The following is a 21728-nucleotide window of genomic DNA, read 5'->3' on the forward strand; positions in this document are numbered from 1 at the left end:
CCCCGCGCCGGCCGTGCCGCGCCCGAGCCGGCAAGCCGACATGCTCAAGCGTGCCATCGCGGTGCCCGTCGCGGCTCGCCTGATCGCCACCTCACGGACCGGAGCGAGCGCCGATACCACGACCCGGGCACTGGCCGCCGGCGCTGCCGTCCTGCTGGTCGGCTGGTTCGCCGCATCATGTTTCAGGCGTCGGCCGGACGCCGTCCAGGACTAGCGATGGCGCCGCGCTCAAGTTGGTCGAACGACCTGATGCTCGCTGGAGCGACAGCGCTGGCAACGCTGGCGGTCTATCGATACGTGTGCCGCGCGGAAACGCCGGTCGCACAGGAGCGGGGCCTCGAGCCCGCGTTGGCTGAAACGCAGGACCGTGGCCGGCTGGCTGAGACGCCGCTGCAGATTCCGGCCGCCGGCTGGAAGGACATTCTACTGCGAACCTATCAGCAGATCGACGAGGACCGGCTGCTGGCGACTGCCGCCGGCGTCGTGTTCTACGGCCTGCTGGCGATCTTCCCGGCCATCACTGCCCTGGTTTCGAGCTACGGTCTGTTTGCCGATCCGTCGACGATCTCTTCCAATCTGCGGAGCCTCGCACTGATGCTGCCGGAAGGCTCATTCGCCATCGTCCAGGACCAGATTTCCCGCGTGCTCGCGAAGGGCACCTCGACGCTAGGACTGACCTTTGTGATCGGTCTGCTGATCGCGATCTGGAGCGCCAATGCCGGCATGAAGGCGGTGTTCGACGCGCTCAACGTCGTCTATGAGGAGAAGGAGAAACGCGGCTTCATCAAGCTCAATCTGATGTCGCTCTCATTCACGATCGCAGCGCTCATTTCGATCATGCTGATGGTCGGCGCGGTGGTCGTCGTCCCGCTTCTGCTGCAGCAGGTTGGACTGGGCACACGGACCGAACTCATCGTCCGGTTCGGGCGGTGGCCGATCCTGATGCTCCTGCTGCTTGCCGGGCTCGCCGTGCTTTACCGCTATGGCCCCAGCCGAACCGAGCCGCGCTGGCAGTGGCTCAGCGTCGGCGCGGTCGCTGCGGCAGTTTTATGGCTGATCGGGTCGTCGTTGCTCTCCTGGTATCTTGCGAATTTCGGCAATTACAGCGCGACCTACGGCTCGCTCGGCGCAGCCATCGGCCTGATGACCTGGATGTGGATGTCCGCGATCATCGTGCTGTGCGGCGCAGAGCTGAACTCGGAGATCGAGCATCAGACCGCGATCGATTCGACTGAGGGCCGCCGCAAGCCGCTCGGCGCGCGCGGCGCAAAAATGGCCGACACAGTCGGCAAGGCGCCTTAGCCAGGCCGCTGCGCCGTATGCAGCAACTTGCGTAGGAACCAACTCCATGACTGGGGTTTAGCCAGAATGGTTCAGATCAGCGTGCTGGAAAAACCGATCGAGCGCATCAAGGAAACCTGCGAGCTGATGGGCATCGCGGACAAGTTCGATCGCGCTCTTCCGCAGCTGGAGACCTTCCTCGAGGAGGAAGTTGCGCAGGGCGAGGTGAGCGAGTCGAAGTTGACCTTCGATGGGCTCAACTACCTGCGGCGGCTGCTGACGGCGGCGTGATGTCCACCAGGCAGCGCGCCGGGTGACCGCGGCCGTAATGCGCCGATCCAGAACCTTTCAAGCAAGCGCTAATGGAGTTGTCTATGGATTTGAAAGGCAAGAAAATCGCGATCCTCGCAACGAACGGTTTTGAGCAGTCGGAGCTCGAGGTGCCGCGTGATCACTTAAAGAAGGCCGGTGCCACGGTCGATGTGGTGTCGCTTGCCGCGGGCGAGATTAAAGGGTGGGACAAGAAGGATTGGGGGCGCCCGGTTAAGGTCGACAAGACACTCGATCAGGCTACTGCCGGCGATTATGACGCGATCGTGCTGCCCGGCGGGCAGATCAATCCGGACCTGCTGCGGGTCGAGCCCAAGGCGTTGAAGTTCATCAAGGATATCTTCGACGCCAAAAAGATCGTCGCCGCGGTCTGCCATGCGCCCTGGCTCCTGATCGAAGCCGGGATCGCCAAGGGCCGCAAGATGACTTCGTACAAGTCGATCAAGACGGATGTCATGAATGCCGGCGCGACCTGGGAGGATGCCGAAGTGGTCGTGGATCAGGGCGTCATCACTTCTCGAAATCCCGGTGATCTCGAGGCCTTCAGCGCCAAGATCATTGAGGAGGTGAAGGAAGGGCGGCACCTCAAGCGAAGCGCAGCGTGAGGTACGGTCATGGCATTCTCGGAGGAAATGAACCGATGCGTCGAGACCTGCCTGTCCTGCTACAGGACCTGTCTCGGTACCGCGATGAACCATTGCCTGGTCACCGGCGGCAAGCATGTCGAGCCAACGTATTTTCGTCTGATGATGGCTTGCGCGGAGATGTGCCGGACTGCTGCTCACTTCATGTTGATCAACACCCCGCATCACAAGCATACCTGCCGCGAATGCGCGGAGATCTGCAGCGAGTGCGCCGAGGATTGCGAACGCGTCGGCGGCATGGACGAATGCGTGGCGATGTGCCGTGCGTGCGCGGAATCCTGCCGGAAGATGGCGGGCTGACCGCCGGCGTTTTCTCGCAGAGATGGCGCCAGCCGGTTGCGCTTAGGAACATCGCTCCGAAGGCGCCGTTGAGGACCTTTCGGAGCCACGTCGATGCAAGAGGTCGTCACAGTCACGGCGCATTCGGTCAATCCGGCCACGACGGCGAGGATTGGCATGCACCCCATTCATCCCATGCTGGTCCCGTTTCCGATCGTTTGCTTCGTCGGAACACTGGTGACAGACATCGCCTATTGGGCGACGGCCGAGATGCAATGGGCCAACTTTTCGGCCTGGCTGTTGTTTGCTGGGCTGATCATGGGCGGTCTTGCCGCGATCGCCGGCCTGATCGACTTCTTGAGCAGCCGTCTGATCCGCGGCCTGCCGTATGCATGGTTGCATATGGTCGGCAACGTGATCGTGATGCTGCTCGCGCTGTTCAATGCCTTCGTCCACAGCCGTGACGCCTGGACCTCGGTAGTGCCCACCGGGCTGGTGCTGTCGGCATTGACGGTTCTTGTCATGTTGTGCACCGGCTGGCTCGGCTGGGCGATGGTCTATCGATATCGGGTCGGAGTGGCCGGCGATGCAGATTGATCTGACACACAACACGGCCGGTAAGCTCGCGGTATTGCTAATGGCTACGCTGTGCGTGGCCGGCTGCAGCAAGGAGACAGCGCCTGATCCCAAGACCCAGATCGGCGCGCGCCCCGATCTGCCCGCGCTGGAGCAGTATCTGCTGCCGCCGATGCACGTCGCCGCCGTGGTCGGATGGAAGCAGGGCGAGAAACCCAGGGTGCCGGATACCCTGCAGATCAATGCGCTCGCCACCGGCTTGCAGCATCCGCGCTCGCTCTACGTGCTTCCCAATGGCGATATCCTGGTCGTCGAATCCAAGGCGCCGGGGACGGAGCCGATCAAGCGGCCAAAGGACTTCATCATGAAATGGGTGGAGTCGTGGGCGACCTCCGGCGGCGATACCGGCGAAAGCAATCGCATCACGCTGCTGCGCGATGCGGACGGCGACGGCAAGCCGGAGACGCAGAGCGTCTTCCTCGACCATCTCCATTCGCCGTTCGGCGTCGCGCTGGTCGGCAACGATCTCTATGTCGCGAACACCGATGCCATCGTCCGGTACCCCTATCATGAGGGCGAGACCAAGATCACCGAACCGGGGCAGACCCTGACCCAGCTTCTGGGCGGGCCGATCGATCATCACTGGACCAAGAGCCTGGTGGCAAGCCCCGACGGCGCGCTGCTCTACGTCGGCGTCGGCTCCAACAGCAACATCACCGAGAATGGTATCGAGGCGGAGAAGAACCGCGCAGCCATCCTCGAGGTTGACCGCGCCACCGGCCGTTCGCGGATCTTCGCCAGCGGGCTGCGCAATCCGAATGGTTTGACCTTCGAGCCGCAGAGCCATGCGCTGTGGACCGTCGTTAACGAACGCGACGAGATCGGCCCCAACCTCGTGCCCGACTATCTGACGTCGGTAAAGGATGGCGGCTTCTACGGCTGGCCCTATAGCTATTTCGGCAAGAACGTCGATCCGCGCGTGCAGCCGCCGCGACCGGACCTGGTCGCGAAAGCCACGGTCCCCGACTATGCGTTGAGTTCGCACGTCGCGCCGCTGGGGCTCGCTTTCTACACCGGCGACAAGCTGCCGCCATCCTATCGCGGTGGTGCCTTCATCGGCGAGCACGGCAGTTGGAACCGGCCGCAGCTCAACGGCTACAAGGTCGTCTATGTGCCGTTTGCCGACGGCCATCCGAATGGACCCACGCAGGACGTCGTGACTGGTTTTCTGAGCGACGATGAAAAGTCCCGCGGCAGGCCGGTGGGATTGGCGATCGACAAGTCCGGCGCGCTGCTGATCGCAGACGACGTCGGCAATACGGTGTGGCGTGTGACCGCCTCCGGCCGGCTCTGACAATCCGTTGGCGTTTCCACCCGCGCACAAGCAATTGGAGAACGCCATGAGCGACAGCTCGATCAAGAAAGTATCTATCAGCACGTCCTCGAAGGGGGAGATGGGCCAGACCTACCTCGTGTCGGGCAAACGCGTTGCGATGCGGCTCTGGGATCGCGAACAGCCGCAACCAGGTGTTACCGATCGGCGCGACTACGAGACGGTCGGATATGCCATCAGTGGTGCGGCCGAATTGACCGTGGAAGGGGCAGACCATCCGTCTGCAGCCGGGCGATTCCTGGCTGGTTCCCGCGGGGGCGGAGCACCGCTATCGCATTCTCGAGCCATTCACGGCGGTCGAAGCCACTGCGCCGCCGGCGCAGGTGCACGGCCGCGACAAGGTTCACTCGTAGAGGCTAACAGTGTCGAACATGCTCGAGGAACAGCTCAGGGAAGCGATTATCGGCGAATTGAAGCGGCAGGCCGCCAACGGGCCGGATGTGCTCCGGGTGCAGGATGCCGGGGAAATGGCGGTCAGCGGCACGATCGATCTGGACGCGCTGATCATGGTGATCGCGGGCGCTGTCGCGGGCGGTCCCTGACGGCGGTGGTTTAGGAACCCACCGCTAGGTCTGCGCTTCTGTTCCTGAGGAGATCGACATGAAAAGAAAACCAAAACCTGTGACGCAGGATTCCGGCCGCTCGAGCGACTGGGGTTCACATGCGCAAACCGACAAGCCCTGGAAGGGCAATCCCGAGAAGGAGCAACGCTCCGGCGACGACAAGAAGCCCGACCTGGAAAAGTGGCATGAATCGAACACGCAATAATCGGCGAGCAACGGATGGCTGCCTTTCACTTCGCGATCGTCAACGATAAGCGTGTCATCGACCAGACCGGCCGGCCGGTCGACGATCGAGACCAGGCTATTGCGACCGCAAAACGCCTTGCCATCGATCTTGCCGAGACCCGGCAGGAATATCTGGGGCGCGGATATTTTGTCTCGGTCCTTGGTGTCGACGCCCGCGAAATTCACCGCGAGAGTATCGACAGCGCCGAGAAGAGCGGATGATGTCCCCGGCTAGCGGACCGGCAGGACATCCGCCGGCACTTCGGTTCGGCAACGCTTGGAGAGACCGATGGATAAGGGCCTGGAAATCTTCTATGGCATCGGAGCGCTCATACTCCTGACGGCCTTGATTTTCGCAGTGTTGCAGTATCACTTTCGCAACAGGCGCGCCGTTCGGTCGGGCGACGAGATCGTCCGCAAGCGATACGAGCGGAACGAGACGTGATGCAGCCGCCACCCCGATCGCCGATCGGAGGCAGGAGCCGCTCAATCGGAGCTGACATAGTGGGCGCGCCAGAGCAGCAATATGACGATCAGCGCGGCGATCCCGGCGGCTATTGCGATCCACGGCATGTAGTCGGCCATTGACTCCCCCTTGACGCTCCGCCCCGTGAACCACAGACGCGAGGCGGAGCCATGAAATCGGATAGCTAGACTTGCGCGTGCTGGGTCGCCGGCCGGGAGATTTGACCGAGAGCCGCGCCCGTGCCGTCGTTCGGCTGGATCTGGGCGATATCCCCGAGCGCAATAATGCCGACCAGGCGCTTGTCACGGTCCAGCACGGGCAGGCGCCGGACCTGGATCGCTCCCATGTTCTGGGCGATGTCCTCGATCTCCTGATCCTCGAAACAATACTTCACTTCAGCGGTCATGATGTCGCCGACTCGTGACTCCGGACCGCGGCCCGTTCCGATGCCACGGACTGCGATATCGCGATCGGTGATCATCCCGACCAGACGTTCATTGTCGGCAACCGGCAGCATGCCAACCCCCAGCGTTCCCATGGCCTCGGCGACGTCGCGGAGCGTGTCGTCGGGGGTGCACAGCTGGACCTCGGGTGTCATTGCGTCGGATATCTTCATGATCGCCTCTCCATTTGGCTGGCTGCGTACCGGCCTAACGAGGCGGTCCGGAGCGGCGTTCCGAACTTTGTGCGGCGTTTACTTGCCGTTCTCGGTGGTCAACTCGAACGACCTGACGACAAAGTGCTTCTCGACGACGCGCAGTAGATCGACCGGCGGAGCGGCGTTTTCCGGCCGCCGCCACGAGATCTCAAAGTGATAATCTGCGTCGGCGGAGCCGTCGTGGCGTCGCTGTTCCTGGAATCGGCCGCTGTAGTGCAGCGGCTTGATCAATTTTGGCAGCACGTCGATGACGTCAAAATTGGCTTCGCAGCTGACGGTCAGAGCCGCCCGATGGCGCCGCGGGATTGACACGTCGACCCATTTCAGAACCGAAAGGGTGACAACCCCGATGGCTGTTGCGACGCAGCCCAACGCGAGTTGTCCACCGCCGAGGCAAAGGCCGATTACCGTAATCAGCCAGAGCGTCGCCGCCGTGGTCACGCCGGTGACAAGGTCGCCCTTCTTGAGGATCGTGCCGCCGCCAATGAAGCCGACGCCGGTCAGGATACCGAGCGGGAGCCGCATCAGGTCCATGACCGCGAAAGAGCCCGAACCCTTTCCGTCGAGCGAGAGAAGGAGGTTGGCCTGGATCATCGATAGCGACGCGGCAAGGCCAACCAGGATCGTCGTCCGCAAGCCGGCGGCATGCCCCCGAGCACCACGGTCGAAGCCGATAATGGCGCTGGCGAGAACGGTCAAGGCGAGGCGGATTGCGATATCGGTCCAGGTAGGATGAAGCGGCATGTCCCGCTCCGTGCGCTAGGACGCGTTGGTAGAGGAGGGGTCCTTGCCTAGCCGTTTGGGCGTGTAGTTCGGGGTAATGGATTTCTGCCTATCGAACGGCATCGCATCGGTTCCATTCTCTCGAAAGCCAATGCGGGACGAAAATAATCGTTCCTATGGCCCGCTCGGATGCGAACTGGCCGATCCGAGCAACTTGCAAAGGGCTCTGGCGTCTGCCGGCGCCGCGCTCTTCTGATCGTTATCGAAATAAACATAGACGTCGCATCCCTGCCGCTTCCAGCCGCGAATGCGCTTCGCCCATTCCGAAAGCTCGGCGGACTTGTAATGGCCGCGGTATCGTCCGCCCGGGCCGTGGCCGCGGACATAGACAAAATCGGCCGTCCGCTTCCACGGCGCTGGCGCGTCGTGATGATCGGAAATACAGAGGGCGATATTGCGTGCCGCCAGCAGCTTCAAGATGGGCGGCTGGTACCAGCTGGGATGACGGAATTCGAAGGCATAGCGCCGGCGCCGCTTCAGCAGCTTGAGGAACGACGCCAGCCGGTCGGTGTCAACGGTGAAATTCGGTGGCAGCTGAAACAGGATCGGACCGGCCTTGTTGCGCAGCAACGACAGGCGGTCTTCCAGCAATTCGAGACTGTTGATTGAGTTTTCGGAGAGGCGCTTCCAATGCGTAATGAATTTCGAAGCCTTCCAAGCGAAGACAAAGTCCGCATCTGTCGCGTCCCGCCAACCTCCCACCGCTTTTTTCGTCGGCGTGCGATAGAAGACCCCGTTCAGCTCGGTGGTGCGGAACTGGGTCGCGTAGTAGCCGAGTTGCCGCTTGAGCGGCAATCCCTCGGGAAAGAATGGGCCGCGCCACGACGGATAGTGCCAGCCGGATGTACCAATCAGGACGCGCGCCATGCAATGATCCGAACTTTGAACTTCCCGGTCGGATGCGCCGCGGACGCCGATGCTCGGCGCGAGCAGCAACTCGCGAAGGTTCGGCGGTCCGCGATCGGCGGCCCAGGCCAAGGCGCACGCGGCCGCTTCATTTCTTGCCGGGCAGTATTGTCTCCAGCACCTGCCTCGCCGCGCCGCGGATCACGCTGACTTCGTTCGGATCGCCCTTGGCCAGAGCAATGGAGAAGTTCTTGGCCTGCTCCAGCGTGATGTGCGGCGGCAGTGGCGGCACCTCCGGATCGGTCTTCACCTCGAGCACCACCGGAACGTCACTCGCCAGGGCCTGTTCCCAGGCCAGTCCGACAAGGTCAGGCTGATCGACATAGATCCCGCGCAACCCAATCATCTCCGCAAAGTGCGAATAGGAGACGTCAGGGATGCGCTGTGACGCCTCGAACTTGGGATCGGCATTGATAATCCGCTGCTCCCAGGTGACCTGATTGAGGTCCTCATTGTTGAACACGCAGACGATCCAGCGAGGGTTCTTCCACTGCCGCCAGTATTTTGCGACCGTGATCAGCTCGGCCATGTTGTTCATCTGCATTGCACCGTCGCCGACCAGCGCGATCACGGGACGGTCGGGCGCGGCGTATTTGGCAGCGATTGCGTAAGGTACGGCCGCTCCCATTGATGCCAGCCCGCCAGAGAGCGATGCGTTGATGCCAGGCCGCATCTTGAGGTCCCGCGCGAACCAGTTCGCGCAGGATCCGGAATCGCTGGTGATGATCGCGCGGTCGGGGATCCGGGGCGACAGCTCCCACGTAACCCGCTGCGGATTGACCGGCTTGGCGGGTTGCCGGGCGCGATCCTCCAGTGTCGTCCACCATTCACGAACATTGTCCTCGATCGATTTGCGCCAGCCGTCCGCGGGCTTCTGCTTCAGGCGGGGCAGCAGGGCGCGCAGCGTTTCGGCTGCATCGCCGACCAGACCCACCTCCATCGGAAAGCGGATCGACAGCATGCCGGCGTCAATATCGATCTGAACGCCACGGGCGCTGCCTTCCTTGGGCAAGAATTCGGCATAGGGGAAGGCGGAGCCGACCATCAGCAGCGTGTCGCATTCCATCATGAGGTCATAGCTCGGCTCGGTGCCGAGCAGCCCAATCGAGCCCGTGACCCAGGGGAGATCGTCTGGCAACACGGCCTTGCCAAGCAGTGCCTTTGCGCACCCCGCCGAGAGCCGGTCCGCCACGGCGATGACATCGTCGGTCGCGCCGAGTGCGCCGGCGCCGACCAGCATGGCGACCCTGTTACCGGCATTGAGAACCTCAGCGGCGCGGTCGAGTTCGACCTCGTGCGGCACGATACGGGGTGGAGCGTAGCCGATGCCAGAGCGCAAAGTGCCATGGGCGCGGGGCGGGTCTTCGTAGGCTTCCTCCTGAAGGTCGTTCGGCAGGATGACGGCCGTCACGGTACGTCGTGCCAGCGCGATCCGCACCGCGCGGTCGATCAAATGGCGGACTTGGGCGGGCGAGGAGGCCTGGGCCACATAGGCGCTGGCGACGTCCTTGAACATCGAGACCAGGTCGAGCTCCTGTTGATACTGGCCCCCGAGCGCGTTGCGCGCCTGTTGACCGACGAGCGCGAGCACCGGCTGGTGGTCCAGCAGCGCGTCATAGAGGCCGGTCGTGAGGTGCGAGGCTCCCGGTCCTGAGGTCGCAATGCACACCCCGAGACGCCCGGAGAACTTTGCGTAGGCGGACGCCATGAAGGCGGCCATCTCCTCGTGACGCGCCTGAATAAACTCGATACGGCCGCCTGCGCGATTGAGTGCACCGAATACGCCGTTGATGCCGTCGCCGGGATAGCCGAAAATGTGCCGTACGCCCCAGTCGTGAAGGCGGTGGACGACGAAATCGCTGACTGTCTGAGGCATGGCAACTCACCTTGGCAGTGTCGTTAGCGGAACCTGGCGGCAGCCCGCTTGTCATTGCATCTCCCGGAGTCAGGCAGCTCGTCGCTTTCGGGTCCGCGCCGCCTTCTTTGCTGAACGCGACCGCTCCGCTGCGGAACGGTTCGCGGATGCCGCACCGCCGAGCCTGCCGCCTTTGCGCGAGGGGGGCGTGATCCTCTTCCTTGCCACGGCCCGACCCGGCCTTTTTGCCGCCGTGGGTCTCCTTGTTCACGGTCGCCCAGGCACGCCGTTCGGCTTCGTTCTTCGCGACGCCGCGCTTCTCGTAGCCCTCCTCGATGTGCTCGGCTTGTCGCTTCTGCTTGTCGGTGTAGCTCGACTTGTCACCACGCGGCATGTGCATCTCCTTGTTTATTTGGCGGCTTCATTTCGGGATTCCGGCAATCCCAATCACACCCGGAGGGCGTTGCGAACGGGTCGACATCCTCGCAAGCGGCGCTCGGTGATTCCGCTGACGATCCGGCATACCGGTTCGCCCGGCGGATGATTGAAGGCTGAACGGCCGAAGGGGCAAGCCGTTCCTATCCCGAACGGTGGAGCAGGCCGAAGACCAGCGCGACCGCAGCGAACGCTGCAATCGTGCAAGCGAATGCGATGTCGGCGACCGTAGTATTGGTGAGGGTCGACAGCACGCCGACGCCGATCACCGGCACCGCATTGCCGATGAAGCAGCAGACGAAATAGGTCGATACCACCGCCGCACGTTGATCCGCAGGTGCGAGCTCATTGACTACCTGGAGGCTGCCGCGATAACCGAGCCCAGTCGACACTGCGACGACAATCGTCGCCGCCAGCATGACCAAAAGAGACGCCGAAACCTGCGCGACGGCAATCGCGGCCGCCGCCGGGATCATCAGCGCCAGCGACCAGAGCATCGAGGTCCGGCTGGTGAGCGTCTGCGTGGCCACGATGACCAGCGCGACGACAATGGCGAGTTCGAACAGCAGCGCCCCGCCGGCGGCGCGGTTCTCGATGTGAAGATCGTGCGACAGGATCGACGGCATCAATGAGGCATAGAAGCCAACCAGCGCCATCAAGCCGAAGCCGGTGATGGCAGGGGCCACGAATTGAGCCTGGATCTTTCGTGGCAGCGCCAGCTTCGGTCGCATCTCGATCTGTCCGGGATCCGGATGCTGCACGGTTTCCCGGGTGAACCAGATCAGCGCGGCAACTGCGCACACGGCGACGAGATAGACCACAAACGACAGGTGTAGCGGCCAGGGGGCATATTGCGCGAGCAGCCCCGACAGTAGCGCGGCGAGACCAATACCAAGGAAATTGGTGCTAGTGCCAATGATGGCGGCGCGTCCCTTGTCGGCTTCGCCGGCCAGCTCGGCGAGCCAAGCATTGCCGGTGCCGCTGGCAAGGCCGATACCAAGACCGCTGAGGATGCGGCCGATATAGAGCCAGGTGACGCCGCGGGCGAACAGGAAGACCAAAGCGGCGACGATCAGGACCATGATCGCCGACAATGCCGTCACCCGGCGGCCGGCCCGGTCGGAGGCGCAGCCGAACAGCAGCAGCGCTGCGATATTGCCGATCGCGTAGGCCGCATAGATCAGCGTCAAGGTGATCTGCGAGAAGCCAAACGCCTTCTGATAGATCAGGTACAGCGGCGTGATTAGGGTGCTGAGGCCGAAGGCTGTGGCAACCAGCATCCCCACCGCTGCGAGCGCGGCAGTATTCCGAAATTCCAGCGAATGGGTGCGCAGGGCGGCGAAGTGCGCCATTCGAATTGCCTCATGAAGCCAGGATAGCGGGGCCATCCGCGATCGGAGCGTTCGTTCCAGGCGACGTCGCCGGCAACCGGATCGGTCGGCTGCCGGCGGTCGATGGCTACTTGCGGTTCTTGTCGAGGTCCTGCGCCATTGCGAGATGGTGCTGGAGCGCCGGCAAGGTCTTGCCGGCCCAATCCTTAAGCTTCGGATTGTCGCCGCCCTTGGCGTAGCGTTCGAACAGCGAGACTGCGTCCTTGTGGGCGCTGACCTGCATCGGATCGTATTCGCTGGCGAAATCGTCTACCTTGGTGTTGCGCAGCACGTCGAGCTTCTTCTGGGAGCTGTCGTCGAGACCGGTCGGCAGCGCGGACTTCATCTCGCCGGTGACCATCTCTTTCAACTCAGTGGAGGTCTTGGTGTGGTCGGTCACCATCTGATCGGCGAACTTCTTCTCGGCGGCGTTCCCCTTCTGCTGGGCGATCTTGGCCGCCTCGATCTCCAGCATGTCGCTGGTTGCGGCCTCCTTGATGAAGTCTTCGGTCTTCGGCGCGACGCCAAGCACGGAGTTGACGCCGCTCTTCTCACCCACCGACTGGGCCAGCGCGGGCGAAGCGATCGCACAACCGATTGCAATTGCCAGAATGGTTTGCTTCATCGCTCGCCTCCTCAGGCCGCCTCGGCATTGATGGCGCTGACGGCAAGCTTGGTAAGCGTCTCGTCGGTCTTCTTTTCCTCGGCCAGGGTCTGGTCGATGAGCTTGACGGCGTCCTTCATGCTGAGCCGGCCTGCCCAGGCTTTCAAAGTGCCGTAGCGGGCGATCTCGTAATGCTCGACCGCCTGGGCCGCCGAGAGCAGGCCCGCGTCGAGCGCCGGCGTGCCGGCGTACTCCTCCATGATCTCCTTGCCTTCGTCGATGATCCCCTCGATGGCATCGCATTTCTTGCCGCGCGCAGGTTTGCCCATCAAGTCGAAGATCTGCTCGAGCCGCTCGATCTGTCCTTCGGTCTCGTCATGATGCTTCTCGAACGCGGCGCGCAACTGGTCGGACCCGGCGGCCTTCGCCATCCGCGGCAACGCCTTGAGGATCTGCTTTTCGGCGTAGTAGATGTCCTTGAGGGTATCGAGGAAGAGGGCGCTGAGGTCTTTCTCCGGCATGGGTTTGCTCCGTAACTGCGGGTTGATATGTACCCACAACCTGCGCTCCGAGGTCTCGTTCCTATCTGCGGCGGCGCGTAGGCGCCCGACGATTGCGTAGCTTTGCCGCAAGGCTCTCAAGGAACGAAGCGGTGGCGTATCCGTTGGACGGTCTCATGTTTCAAGGGAGAACCGCGATGGATTGGGATCGTGTCGAAGGCAACTGGAAGCAGATGAAAGGCAAGGTCAAGGAGCAGTGGGGCAAGCTCACCGATGACGACCTCGATGTGATCGCTGGCAAACGGGACCAGCTCGAAGGCCGTCTGCAGCAGCGCTACGGCTATGCCAAGGATCAGGCCGCCAAGGAAGTGAACGACTGGTACGGCCGCCAGAAGTGGTGACCATATGCACCTCGGGCCTCGCCTCGGCGAGGCCTTTTTTGCTTGCGCCGCGCCTGAGCCGGATCGTGAGCCGATGCGCGGCGGATGATGCCGGTACAAGCAGGTCGGAGCGATGGGACAGCTTCTCAGTCCACCTGGTTCCCATGCGGTGCATCTCTGCGTCGACATGCAGCGGCTATTCGAGCCGGGGGGCGCCTTGGGCTACGCCGTGGATGGATCGCGTGCTGCCGCGCATGATTGAGCTGGCGCGGCACGCCCCTGAGCGCACCGTCTTCACCCGCTTTATTCCACCGCGCTCAAAGCACGACGCGCGCGGGATATGGCGGGCCTATTACGAGAAATGGGAATCCGTAACCCGTGAGCGGCTTGATCCCGGGTTGATCGAGCTGGTGCCCCCGCTCGCCGCCTGTGTGCCGCCGGCGGCCATTATCGACCGTCAGATCTACAACGCATTCGGCAATGGGCGCCTGCAAGCCCATCTGGACGCACATGGAGTGGATACGCTGATCGTCTCGGGCGGCGAGACCGATGTTTGCGTGCTCGCCACCGTGCTGGCGGCGATCGACATAGGGTACCGGGTCATCATGGCAGAGGACGCGCTTTGCAGTTCTTCAGATCAGAGCCATGACGCGCTGTTGCAGCTTTACGCCCAACGGTTCAGCATTCAGATCGAGGTCGCGTCCACAGCCGACATCCTTCGGATGTGGAGCCTCAACGACTGATGCGGATGCGTGCAGTCGGTGGAACTTGGAATCCGCATAGTCCGAAGGCATCTTCACGTAACAGCCGCAGCATAGGAACCAGCGAACGGCGCTCACGTTGCCGGAAAGTGGCGCGATAGGCCTTTTCATGCGGCGTCGATCGTTCCTACTTTCGCTTGCAGCCTCCTTGGTAAGCACGACCTCGCTGAGCCGGGCGGCGCTGATCCACGACCGCGTGCCGTGGGCGCCACACCCGAACTCGGCGCCGGAGATGGAGCGCCTGGGACCCTGGCAATTCTTCACCGCTGACGAGGCGCGGGCGATGGAAGCGATCGTCGACCGGATCATCCCGCCCGATCCCGAGACACCGGGCGGCAAGGAAGCCGGTTGCGCCGTGTTCATCGATCGGCAGCTCAAGGGCGGCTATGGCGCCAATGAGGGGCTGTACACGCTCGGTCCCTACATCAAGGGCGCCAAGGAACAGGGGCCGCAATCGCAGCTCTCGCATGCCGAACTTTATCGCAAGGGCCTCGCCGGGCTGGACACCTTCTGCCGCTCAAGCCATGGCGGCAAGCCGTTTGCCGAGCTGAGCACCGACGAGCAGGACGCGGCCCTCAAGAAGGTCGAGGCGGGCGAGGCCAAGTTCGATGGCGTCGATGGGCAGGGGTTCTTCAGCGCGCTGTTGAAGGACGTCCCGGAAGGGTTCTTCTCTGATCCGATCCATGGCGGCAACCGCGACATGGTCGGCTGGAAGATGATCGGCTTCCCCGGCATTCGCTACGACTACCGCGACTGGGTGAAGCGGCACAACGAACGTTATCCCTATCCACCGGTCAGCATCGCCGGCCGCGCCGACTGGACACCCAAAAATCGTGAGCGCTGACCGATGGCCCGCAAGTTGCCGCGCAAGGATGTCGTGATCGTCGGTCTGGGGTGGACCGGTTCGATCATGGCCTATGAGATCGCCGGAGCCGGGCTCGATGTGGTCGCCATCGAGCGCGGCCCGTGGCGCAACACCGCGACCGATTTTCCGCCCGGTTACGCCGCGGACGAGCTGCGCTACCGGATCCGCCACGAGTTGTTTCTCCGTCCGGACCAGACCACCTTCACGTTCCGCAACAAGATGAGCCAGACAGCGCTGCCGATCCGCAGCTGGGGCGCGTTCATGCCGCCCAATGGGGTCGGGGGCGGTGGCGTGCACTGGAATGCGGAGACCTGGCGGTTTCTGCCATCGGACTTCGTGCTTCGTAAACATCTGACCGAACGCTACGGCGCCAATTTCCTGCCAGAGGATATGACGATCCAGGACTGGGGCATCACCTATGACGAGCTCGAGCCGCATTACGACAGGTTCGAGTATCTGTGCGGCACGTCGGGGCAGGCCGGCAATGTCAAAGGCAAGATCATCGAGGGCGGCAATCCCTTCGAGGGGCCGCGCTCTAGGCCCTATCCAAATCCACCGCAGGATCAGCCATTCAGCCCCACGCTGTTTGCCAAGGCAGCCCATGACCTCGGCTACAAGCCGTTTCCCCAGCCATCAGGCAACATGTCGCGCGCCTATCAGAATCCGCTCGGTGTTCGCCTGGGGCCCTGCACCTATTGCGGATTCTGCGAGTGGTTCGGCTGCGGCAACTATTCCAAGGCCTCGCCGCAGACCACGATCCTGCCGGCGCTCATCCGCAAGCCGAACTTTTCGGCGCGGGACAACAGCGAGGTGGTGCGGATCGACCTCGACGGCACCGGCAAGCGCGCCACCGGCGTTACCTTCGTCGATACCGACGGTAACGAATGGGAGCAGCCGGCGGACCTCGTGGTGCTGTCGGCCTATACGATCTTCAATGTACAGCTTCTGCTGCTGTCCGGGATCGGCAAGCCCTACGATGCCCAGGCCAACACTGGTGTGATTGGCCGCAACTTCACCCACCAGACGACCTCCGACGTCGTCAGCTTCTTCGACCCAGCCAAATTCGTCTTCAATCCCTTCATCGCCTCGGGAGCGATCGGAACCTGCATCGACGAATTCAACGGCGACAATTTCGATCACGGGCCGCATGGCTTCGTCGGCGGCGGCTATATGGGCCAGGTGCAGACCAACGGCCGGCCGATCGAGACCACGCCGGTGCCGCCGGGGACGCCGCTGTGGGGCGCGCAGTGGAAGAAGGCGGTCAAGGAGAACTACCAGAGCGCCCTGAAGCCCGGCACTGGCGTGCACGGCAGCATGTACAGCTACCGCGATGTCTATGTCGATCTCGATCCGACCTACAAGGACCGATTCGGCCGCCCGCTGGCACGCATCACGATGGATTTCCATGACAATGAGATCAAGCAGAACAAGTTCTTGACCGACAAGTTCGCCGAGATCTTCCAGGCAATGGGCGCGCGGCAGGTGCACAAGGAGTATCGCAAGGGGCCCTACGACATCACGAAGTACCAGACCACGCATCTGTGCGGCGGTGCAATCATGGGCACCGATCCCGCAACCAGCGCGCTGAATCGCTATTTGCAGAGCTGGGATGTGCCGAACCTGTTCGTGCTGGGCGCAAGCGCCTTCCCGCAGAACGCAGGCTATAATCCCACCGGTACGGTTGCGGCGTTGGCCTATTGGGCCGCGGACGCAATCCACGGGAAATATCTCAAGAACCCAGGACAGCTGATCAATGGTTAGAAGCGAGCTGCTCGCGCTGATGGTTGCCGCGCTCATTGCAAGCGGCGGGGCGGCCGTCAGCGCGGGACTGCAGGATTTTGCGGCCGTCGAGCGCGGCCGCTATCTCGCAAACGCTGCTGATTGCGGAAGCTGCCACACCGTGCCAGGCAGCGGACAACGCTTTGCCGGTGGACGGCCGATCGAAACACCGTTCGGTGTGTTGGTCGCTCCGAATATCACACCCGACCGCGAGACCGGGATCGGTGCCTGGAGCGACGAGGAATTCGACGCGGCCGTGCGTCACGGCATACGCCGGGACGGCAAGCGGCTATATCCCGCGATGCCGTACCCCTACTTCACTCGCATGTCGCGCCAGGACGTCAAGGATATACGAGCCTATCTCTCGACCGTCGCGCCGACGCACAATGCTATTGCCAGCAACAGACTGCCGTTTCCGCTGAACATCAGGCTGATGATGGCCGCGTGGGACAAGCTGTATTTCGCGCCGGGTGAGTTTCATGCCAATTCCTCGAAATCGGACGAATGGAATCGGGGCGCGTATCTGGTGCAGGGGCCGGGGCATTGCGGCGCCTGCCATACGCCCAAGACGCTGCTTGGTGGCGACGAGTCATCCGCTCCCTTGCAGGGCTATACGCTACAGGGCTGGGTCGCGCCCGACATCACCAGCGGGGAGGGACCGCTCGCATCATGGTCGACAGACGATGTCGCGCAATATCTCAAGACCGGTCACAATCGCTTTGCGGCCGCCGCAGGATTGATGGGAGAGGTCGTGGATCTCTCGACGTCGAAGCTGAGTGACGCTGATGTCAAGGCGATGGCGACGTATCTCAAGGATGTCAGCGGGCCAAAGGCTGCGGCGGATAGCTCGGTCGATCAAAAGGTGCTCACTGCCGGTGGCGCGATCTATCAGGACCTCTGTTCTGCGTGCCACAAATCCGACGGTACCGGCGTCCCGAACCTGATCCCTGATCTCTCGCACGCCGCCACGGTCGATACCGGCGACCCGACGACGGTGTTGCGGGTGATCCTGCAGGGCGCGCAGAGCGTGGCGACCGATCGGGAGCCAACAGGGCCGGCGATGCCGGCTTTCGGCTGGCAGCTCAACGACGCGCAGGTCGCGGCCGTCGCCAGCTATATTCGCAACCATTGGGGCAAAGGACCAGCGGTGAGCGAGGAGCAGGTCAAGACGGAGCGTGCGGCGCTCCACGCCCGAACCAACTGACCTCACGTGCGGGTCAGGAAATCCATCAGGCCGAGCCAGAGCAGGATGCCGAGCCAAAACAGGCCGGCGCCGGCGAACAACAGGGCCAGCGCATCCCGATGCCGCAACTCCATGAAAATGGCGGCGACCAATGCGGCCTTGGTGATGCCGATGCTGAGGGCGACCACGGCATTCGCCGCGCCGAGCGGAACATAGGCCATCGTCACGGTCAGCGCGAGCAGGCCCAGCAGGCCGAGCCAGGCGGCGACAAGCGGAAGCGAGGGGCGCCGTTGCGTCATGAGGTCGATCTCCCTGGCAGGTAGATCAGCGCAAACAGGAAGATCCAGACGATGTCGACGAAGTGCCAGTACAGCGCCGCGCTATGTAGTGCCGCGCGGTGTCGGGTCGAAGGGGCGCCACGGCAAAGCAGCGCGAGCACCGCCAACAGCCCGATACCGATGATCATGTGGAGGGCGTGGATCGCAGTCGCGATGAAGTAGAAAATGAAGAACAGCTGGACGCCGTTGGCGAGGTCCCCTGTGAAGCGGAAATCGATGCCCGGCACGAGATGTTCCTCGTACTCCCCGTGATACTCGATGCCCTTCAGCACGATGAAGGCAAGCCCGAGGCAGATCGCGGCGGCAAGCAGCCCAGCGGTCAACCTGCGCGTCTCCGCCGCGAAGATCTCGACCGCCCAGGCGACCAGGAAGCTGGAGGTGAGCAGGATCGCGGTGTTCGCCGTTCCGATCACGATCTCGGTGTGCCGGCCCCCCGTGGCAAAGCCCTGCGGATAGGCGTGCCGGTAGACGAAATAGCTGAGCAAGAGACCGCCGAACAGCAGCACTTCGGTCGCGATAAAGACCCACATGCCGAGCTCGGCGGTCTCATCGCGATGGCTGACGGAAGCAAACTGCGGAGCGACGGCGGGGCTATCAGGCATTCTGTGGTTCAGCCTCGAAGTTGCGGTATTGATAGGGCGCGCGGGTCACGACAGGCTGGACGTCGAAATTGTGCTCGGGCGGCGGCGACGATGTCTGCCATTCGAGCCCCGGCGCGTCCCAGGGATTGGCCGGCGCGCGCGAGCCGAAGAACGCGGAATAGCCAAGGTAGAGCAACGGCAGCAGGTAGGCGGCGGCCAGGATGGTGGCGCCGCCCGACGACAGCACGTTCCAGACCTGGAATTCAGGCGGATAGACGTGGTAGCGCCGCGGCATGCCCTCGGCGCCGAGCACGAATTGCGGGAAGAATGTCAGATTGAAACCGAGGAAGATCAGGATGGCGGCGGCCCGCGCCCAGTATTCCGAGTAGAGCCGGCCCGTGATCTTGGGCCACCAGTAGTGCAATCCGCCGAAATAGGCGGTCACCATGCCGCCTACCATGATGTAGTGGAAATGCGCGACGACGAAATAGGTGTCGGTGGCGTGGACGTCGAAGGCCAAGCAGGCGAGGAACAGGCCGGTCAGGCCGCCGATCGTGAACAGCCCGATGAAGGCCAGCGCGTACAGCATCGGCGCATCGAACCGCAGCGATCCCTTGTGCAGGGTAGCGGTCCAGTTGAAGACCTTGATCGCCGAGGGGACCGCGACCACGAAGCTCATGAAGGAGAACACGAGGCTCGCGAGCAGGGATTGCCCGGTCACGAACATATGGTGGCCCCAGACCAGGAAGCCGAGTGCTGCGATCGCAAGGCTTGCCCAGGCCACGAACTTGTAGCCGAACACCTGCTTGCGGGAGAAACATGAGATTAGTTCGTTGATCACGCCCATGCCGGGCAGGATCATGATGTAGACCGCCGGGTGCGAGTAGAACCAGAACAAATGCTGGAACAGCAGCGGATCACCGCCGATGCGCGGGTCGAAAAAGCCCACGCCGAAGAAGCGCTCGACCGCGATCAGCACAAGGGTGATCGCCAGCACCGGCGTGGCGAGCACGAGGATCACCGATGTCGCATAGAGCGACCAGATGAACAGCGGCAGTCGGTACCAGGTCAGTCCTGGCGCACGCAGGCGGTGAATGGTGACGATGAAATTCAAGCCAGTCAGGATCGACGAGAACCCGGCGATGAAGACGCCGGCGGCGGCGACCATGACGTAGCTGTTGGAATAGAGTGTCGAGAAAGGGGTGTAGAAAGTCCAGCCGGTATCGATGCCGCCGGCGAGGATCGCAAACAGTGTCACGCTGCCGCCCAGCATGAAGATGTACCAGCTCAGGAGGTTGAGCCTCGGGAAGGCGAGGTCGCGCGCGCCGATCATCAGCGGCACGATGAAGTTACCGAGGGTGTTGGGGATCGAAGGGATCAGGAAGAACCACACCATGATGATGCCATGCATCGTGAACAGGCGGTTGTAGATGTCGTCGCTGACAAGATCGGCCTGTGGGGTGGCGAGTTCGATGCGCATCGCGGTCGCCGCCGCGCCGCCGATGAAGAAGAACAGCGTGAGGCTTGCGAAATAGAGGATCGCGATCCGCTTGTGGTCGGTGGTGAAGAACCACGAACGAAGCGTGTAGTTGGCGTTGAGGTAATCGGGTTCCGTCATGGCTGTCGGCCCAGCGATTTGATGTAAAGGACCAGGCGCAGCAGCTGATCCTCGGTGACCTTGCCCTCGAAGGATGGCATCAGTGGCTCGTAACCCGCGGCGATCTGGCTGCGCGGCAGCAGGATGGAGTCGCGGATGTATTTGTCGTCGGCGATCACGGTGCTGCCGTCGGAGAGCGGGACAGGGCTGCCGTAGATGCCTTCCAGCAGCGGCGCATGGATCTTGCTGGCCACGCTGTGGCAGCCGCTGCATCCGAGCTGGCGAAACAGCGCGCCGCCTTCATCCGCAAGCGCGCTTGCAGGCGCCTGCTGTGCGAGCCAGTTGGCAAAATCGGATTCCTCCATCACCACGACCTCACCGATCATTCCGGAATGCGCGGTGCCGCAATATTCGGCGCAGAACAGGTGATAGTGCCCGGTCTTCTGCGCGGTGAGTTCTAGATCCTGGTAGCGGCCGGGGACCACGTCGTGCTTCAGCCGGAGCGCAGGAATGAAGAAGCTGTGAATGACGTCCTGGGAAGCCATCACCACTCGGATCGGACGATCGACCGGCATATGCAACGCATTGATCTCGGATTGACCGCCGGGATGCTGGACCTTCCACATCCACTGCTTGGCGACCACGAAAGCCGTCAGTTCGTCGGGTGGCCTGCGGTAGAGCTCGAAGTAGACGCTGGCCCCCCAGACGAAGAGAGCCAGAAAGCAGAGCAGCGAGGCCGCGGTCCAGCTGACCTCCCAGCGCCAGCTCTTCGCCTCATGGTTCTCGCGGTCCACGTCGTTGCCGGCGCGATACCGCACGCAGAATAGCGCCAGGAGGAAGAACAGCAGGCCCAGCACGAGTGCGCTGGCGATCAGAAGGCCGCCGAACAGCAGGTCGACGTCGCCGCCTTCCGGGGATACGCCGGGGTGCCAGAACGGAATCCACTGGCGCCACATCCTCAGGCCACCACCGGCGACCTGCGGGAAGGATCGCAATTTATGGGGTTGGCCATCCCGGCAGACCCTTTCGCAGCAGCATTTCGGTGGCGCGCTTGACCGGCACGCGCACGATCCCGCGGCCGCGGTCGACCCAGCCATAGGTCCCGGTGATCTCGGCATCGTCGCGGCGCGCATTTGCGAGTTCGTCAGACGGCGCGATTTCCAGCGCTGGAGCCTTCGAGGCCAACGCCGGTCGCGCAGCGGGGCTGGCGTAGCGCAACGATTGCGGAAAGATCAGCGGCATCGCGAGCGGAACGACCAGCACGAAGGCGCCGAGACCGGCCGCGATCCAGCCGACGGCATTGGTCGCGATGTCCGACCGTTCGAAGTCGAAGCCGCCGGTCTGAGCCATGTTCGGGTCCTTGCGCGCCCCTTGTC

The 21728-nt window shown here is 62.9% G+C and carries 26 protein-coding genes and 3 pseudogenes; 16 read left to right on the plus strand and 13 right to left on the minus strand.

All coding sequences use genetic code 11. The features are described 5' to 3' along the window. From AC628_RS10670 to AC628_RS43885, 11 genes and pseudogenes are all read left to right on the plus strand, one after another. Window positions 1-214: pseudogene (locus tag AC628_RS10670) on the plus strand (hypothetical protein); the annotation flags it as partial. A 2-nt stretch (window positions 215-216) separates the two neighbouring features. Beyond that, window positions 217-1302 carry a YihY/virulence factor BrkB family protein gene (locus AC628_RS10675; protein WP_074126809.1) on the plus strand — a complete coding sequence of 362 codons (1086 nt, stop codon included), beginning with the start codon at window positions 217-219 and terminating at the stop codon, window positions 1300-1302. 66 nt (window positions 1303-1368) lie between these two features. After that, window positions 1369-1572 (plus strand): hypothetical protein, encoded by a 204-nt coding sequence (locus AC628_RS10680; protein WP_074126810.1) that lies wholly within the window; start codon window positions 1369-1371, stop codon window positions 1570-1572. Window positions 1573-1655: 83 nt separating this feature from the next. After that, on the plus strand, window positions 1656-2216 hold the full coding sequence (locus AC628_RS10685; protein WP_074126811.1) for a type 1 glutamine amidotransferase domain-containing protein: 561 nt from the start codon (window positions 1656-1658) through the stop codon (window positions 2214-2216). 9 nt (window positions 2217-2225) lie between these two features. Continuing rightward, window positions 2226-2555: a four-helix bundle copper-binding protein gene (locus tag AC628_RS10690; protein WP_074126812.1), complete on the plus strand. Its 330-nt coding sequence runs from the start codon at window positions 2226-2228 to the stop codon at window positions 2553-2555. Window positions 2556-2648: 93 nt separating this feature from the next. After that, window positions 2649-3131, plus strand: coding sequence for a DUF2231 domain-containing protein (locus AC628_RS10695; RefSeq protein WP_074126813.1), 483 nt, complete (start codon window positions 2649-2651; stop codon window positions 3129-3131). Next, the gene (locus AC628_RS10700; RefSeq protein ID WP_074126814.1) at window positions 3121-4464 is read left to right on the plus strand and encodes a PQQ-dependent sugar dehydrogenase; all 1344 of its coding nucleotides are present in this window, start codon (window positions 3121-3123) and stop codon (window positions 4462-4464) included. Before AC628_RS10695 ends, AC628_RS10700 begins: the two co-directional genes overlap by 11 nt. A 401-nt stretch (window positions 4465-4865) precedes the next feature. Next, entirely contained in the window at window positions 4866-5045 is a 180-nt protein-coding gene (locus AC628_RS42760; protein ID WP_143201539.1) for a hypothetical protein, read from the plus strand. Window positions 5046-5103: 58 nt separating this feature from the next. Next, window positions 5104-5271 carry a hypothetical protein gene (locus AC628_RS43880; RefSeq protein WP_168193345.1) on the plus strand — a complete coding sequence of 56 codons (168 nt, stop codon included), beginning with the start codon at window positions 5104-5106 and terminating at the stop codon, window positions 5269-5271. A 14-nt stretch (window positions 5272-5285) separates the two neighbouring features. Beyond that, window positions 5286-5513: a DUF6894 family protein gene (locus AC628_RS10710; protein WP_074126815.1), complete on the plus strand. Its 228-nt coding sequence runs from the start codon at window positions 5286-5288 to the stop codon at window positions 5511-5513. Window positions 5514-5580: 67 nt separating this feature from the next. Continuing rightward, window positions 5581-5736, plus strand: a complete 156-nt coding sequence (locus tag AC628_RS43885) for a hypothetical protein (RefSeq protein WP_168193346.1) — start codon at window positions 5581-5583, stop codon at window positions 5734-5736. Window positions 5737-5941: 205 nt separating this feature from the next. Here AC628_RS43885 and AC628_RS10715 read toward each other — a convergent pair whose 3' ends face one another. The 8 genes and pseudogenes from AC628_RS10715 to AC628_RS10750 all read right to left on the minus strand — a co-directional run bounded on the left by AC628_RS10715 (window position 5942) and on the right by AC628_RS10750 (window position 12889). After that, window positions 5942-6373: a CBS domain-containing protein gene (locus tag AC628_RS10715; RefSeq protein ID WP_074126816.1), complete on the minus strand. Its 432-nt coding sequence runs from the start codon at window positions 6371-6373 to the stop codon at window positions 5942-5944. 78 nt (window positions 6374-6451) lie between these two features. Further along, window positions 6452-7114 (minus strand): MgtC/SapB family protein, encoded by a 663-nt coding sequence (locus AC628_RS10720; RefSeq protein ID WP_349510110.1) that lies wholly within the window; start codon window positions 7112-7114, stop codon window positions 6452-6454. Between the two features lie 198 nt (window positions 7115-7312). Then, entirely contained in the window at window positions 7313-8065 is a 753-nt protein-coding gene (locus AC628_RS10725) for a DUF72 domain-containing protein (protein ID WP_074126839.1), read from the minus strand. Between the two features lie 127 nt (window positions 8066-8192). Then, on the minus strand, window positions 8193-9980 hold the full coding sequence (locus tag AC628_RS10730; RefSeq protein WP_074126818.1) for a thiamine pyrophosphate-requiring protein: 1788 nt from the start codon (window positions 9978-9980) through the stop codon (window positions 8193-8195). A gap of 69 nt (window positions 9981-10049) precedes the next feature. Then, window positions 10050-10353, minus strand: a pseudogene (locus AC628_RS45215) (plasmid stabilization protein). Window positions 10354-10537: 184 nt separating this feature from the next. Further along, window positions 10538-11746: an MFS transporter gene (locus AC628_RS10740; RefSeq protein WP_083632768.1), complete on the minus strand. Its 1209-nt coding sequence runs from the start codon at window positions 11744-11746 to the stop codon at window positions 10538-10540. Between the two features lie 106 nt (window positions 11747-11852). Next, on the minus strand, window positions 11853-12389 hold the full coding sequence (locus AC628_RS10745; RefSeq protein WP_074126819.1) for a DUF4142 domain-containing protein: 537 nt from the start codon (window positions 12387-12389) through the stop codon (window positions 11853-11855). An 11-nt stretch (window positions 12390-12400) separates the two neighbouring features. Beyond that, window positions 12401-12889, minus strand: coding sequence for a YciE/YciF ferroxidase family protein (locus AC628_RS10750; RefSeq protein ID WP_074126820.1), 489 nt, complete (start codon window positions 12887-12889; stop codon window positions 12401-12403). Window positions 12890-13065: 176 nt separating this feature from the next. Here AC628_RS10750 and AC628_RS10755 point away from each other — a divergent pair, with 176 nt between their 5' ends. The 5 genes and pseudogenes from AC628_RS10755 (at window position 13066) to AC628_RS10775 (ending at window position 17857) form a co-directional block, all read left to right on the plus strand. Continuing rightward, window positions 13066-13269, plus strand: a complete 204-nt coding sequence (locus AC628_RS10755; RefSeq protein ID WP_074126821.1) for a CsbD family protein — start codon at window positions 13066-13068, stop codon at window positions 13267-13269. 112 nt (window positions 13270-13381) lie between these two features. Next, a pseudogene (locus AC628_RS10760) lies at window positions 13382-13991 on the plus strand (cysteine hydrolase family protein). A 166-nt stretch (window positions 13992-14157) separates the two neighbouring features. Next, window positions 14158-14853, plus strand: a complete 696-nt coding sequence (locus AC628_RS10765) for a gluconate 2-dehydrogenase subunit 3 family protein (protein ID WP_245321128.1) — start codon at window positions 14158-14160, stop codon at window positions 14851-14853. Window positions 14854-14856: 3 nt separating this feature from the next. Then, the gene (locus AC628_RS10770; RefSeq protein ID WP_074126823.1) at window positions 14857-16635 is read left to right on the plus strand and encodes a GMC family oxidoreductase; all 1779 of its coding nucleotides are present in this window, start codon (window positions 14857-14859) and stop codon (window positions 16633-16635) included. Continuing rightward, window positions 16628-17857 (plus strand): c-type cytochrome, encoded by a 1230-nt coding sequence (locus AC628_RS10775; protein WP_074126824.1) that lies wholly within the window; start codon window positions 16628-16630, stop codon window positions 17855-17857. Before AC628_RS10770 ends, AC628_RS10775 begins: the two co-directional genes overlap by 8 nt. A 2-nt stretch (window positions 17858-17859) precedes the next feature. On the opposite strand, the gene AC628_RS10780 is transcribed toward AC628_RS10775, so the two are convergent. From AC628_RS10780 to AC628_RS10800, 5 genes are read right to left on the minus strand one after another with little or no spacing between them, the layout of a single operon-like run. Then, window positions 17860-18135, minus strand: a complete 276-nt coding sequence (locus AC628_RS10780) for a cytochrome C oxidase subunit IV family protein (RefSeq protein WP_074126825.1) — start codon at window positions 18133-18135, stop codon at window positions 17860-17862. Further along, window positions 18132-18776, minus strand: a complete 645-nt coding sequence (locus tag AC628_RS10785) for a cytochrome c oxidase subunit 3 (protein WP_074126826.1) — start codon at window positions 18774-18776, stop codon at window positions 18132-18134. The genes AC628_RS10780 and AC628_RS10785 overlap by 4 nt, the downstream gene beginning before the upstream one ends. Beyond that, complete coding sequence (gene ctaD / locus AC628_RS10790) at window positions 18769-20373, minus strand: cytochrome c oxidase subunit I (protein ID WP_074126827.1); 1605 nt, start codon at window positions 20371-20373, stop codon at window positions 18769-18771. Before ctaD ends, AC628_RS10785 begins: the two co-directional genes overlap by 8 nt. Then, a complete protein-coding gene (gene coxB, locus AC628_RS10795; RefSeq protein ID WP_074126828.1) occupies window positions 20370-21308 on the minus strand; it encodes a cytochrome c oxidase subunit II in 939 nt (312 codons plus the stop codon). Before coxB ends, ctaD begins: the two co-directional genes overlap by 4 nt. Before the next feature lie 40 nt (window positions 21309-21348). Beyond that, complete coding sequence (locus AC628_RS10800; RefSeq protein ID WP_074126829.1) at window positions 21349-21702, minus strand: hypothetical protein; 354 nt, start codon at window positions 21700-21702, stop codon at window positions 21349-21351. Window positions 21703-21728 lie beyond the last annotated feature (26 nt).

The organism is Bradyrhizobium sp. NAS96.2 (assembly GCF_001908235.1).
Lineage (GTDB): Bacteria > Pseudomonadota > Alphaproteobacteria > Rhizobiales > Xanthobacteraceae > Bradyrhizobium.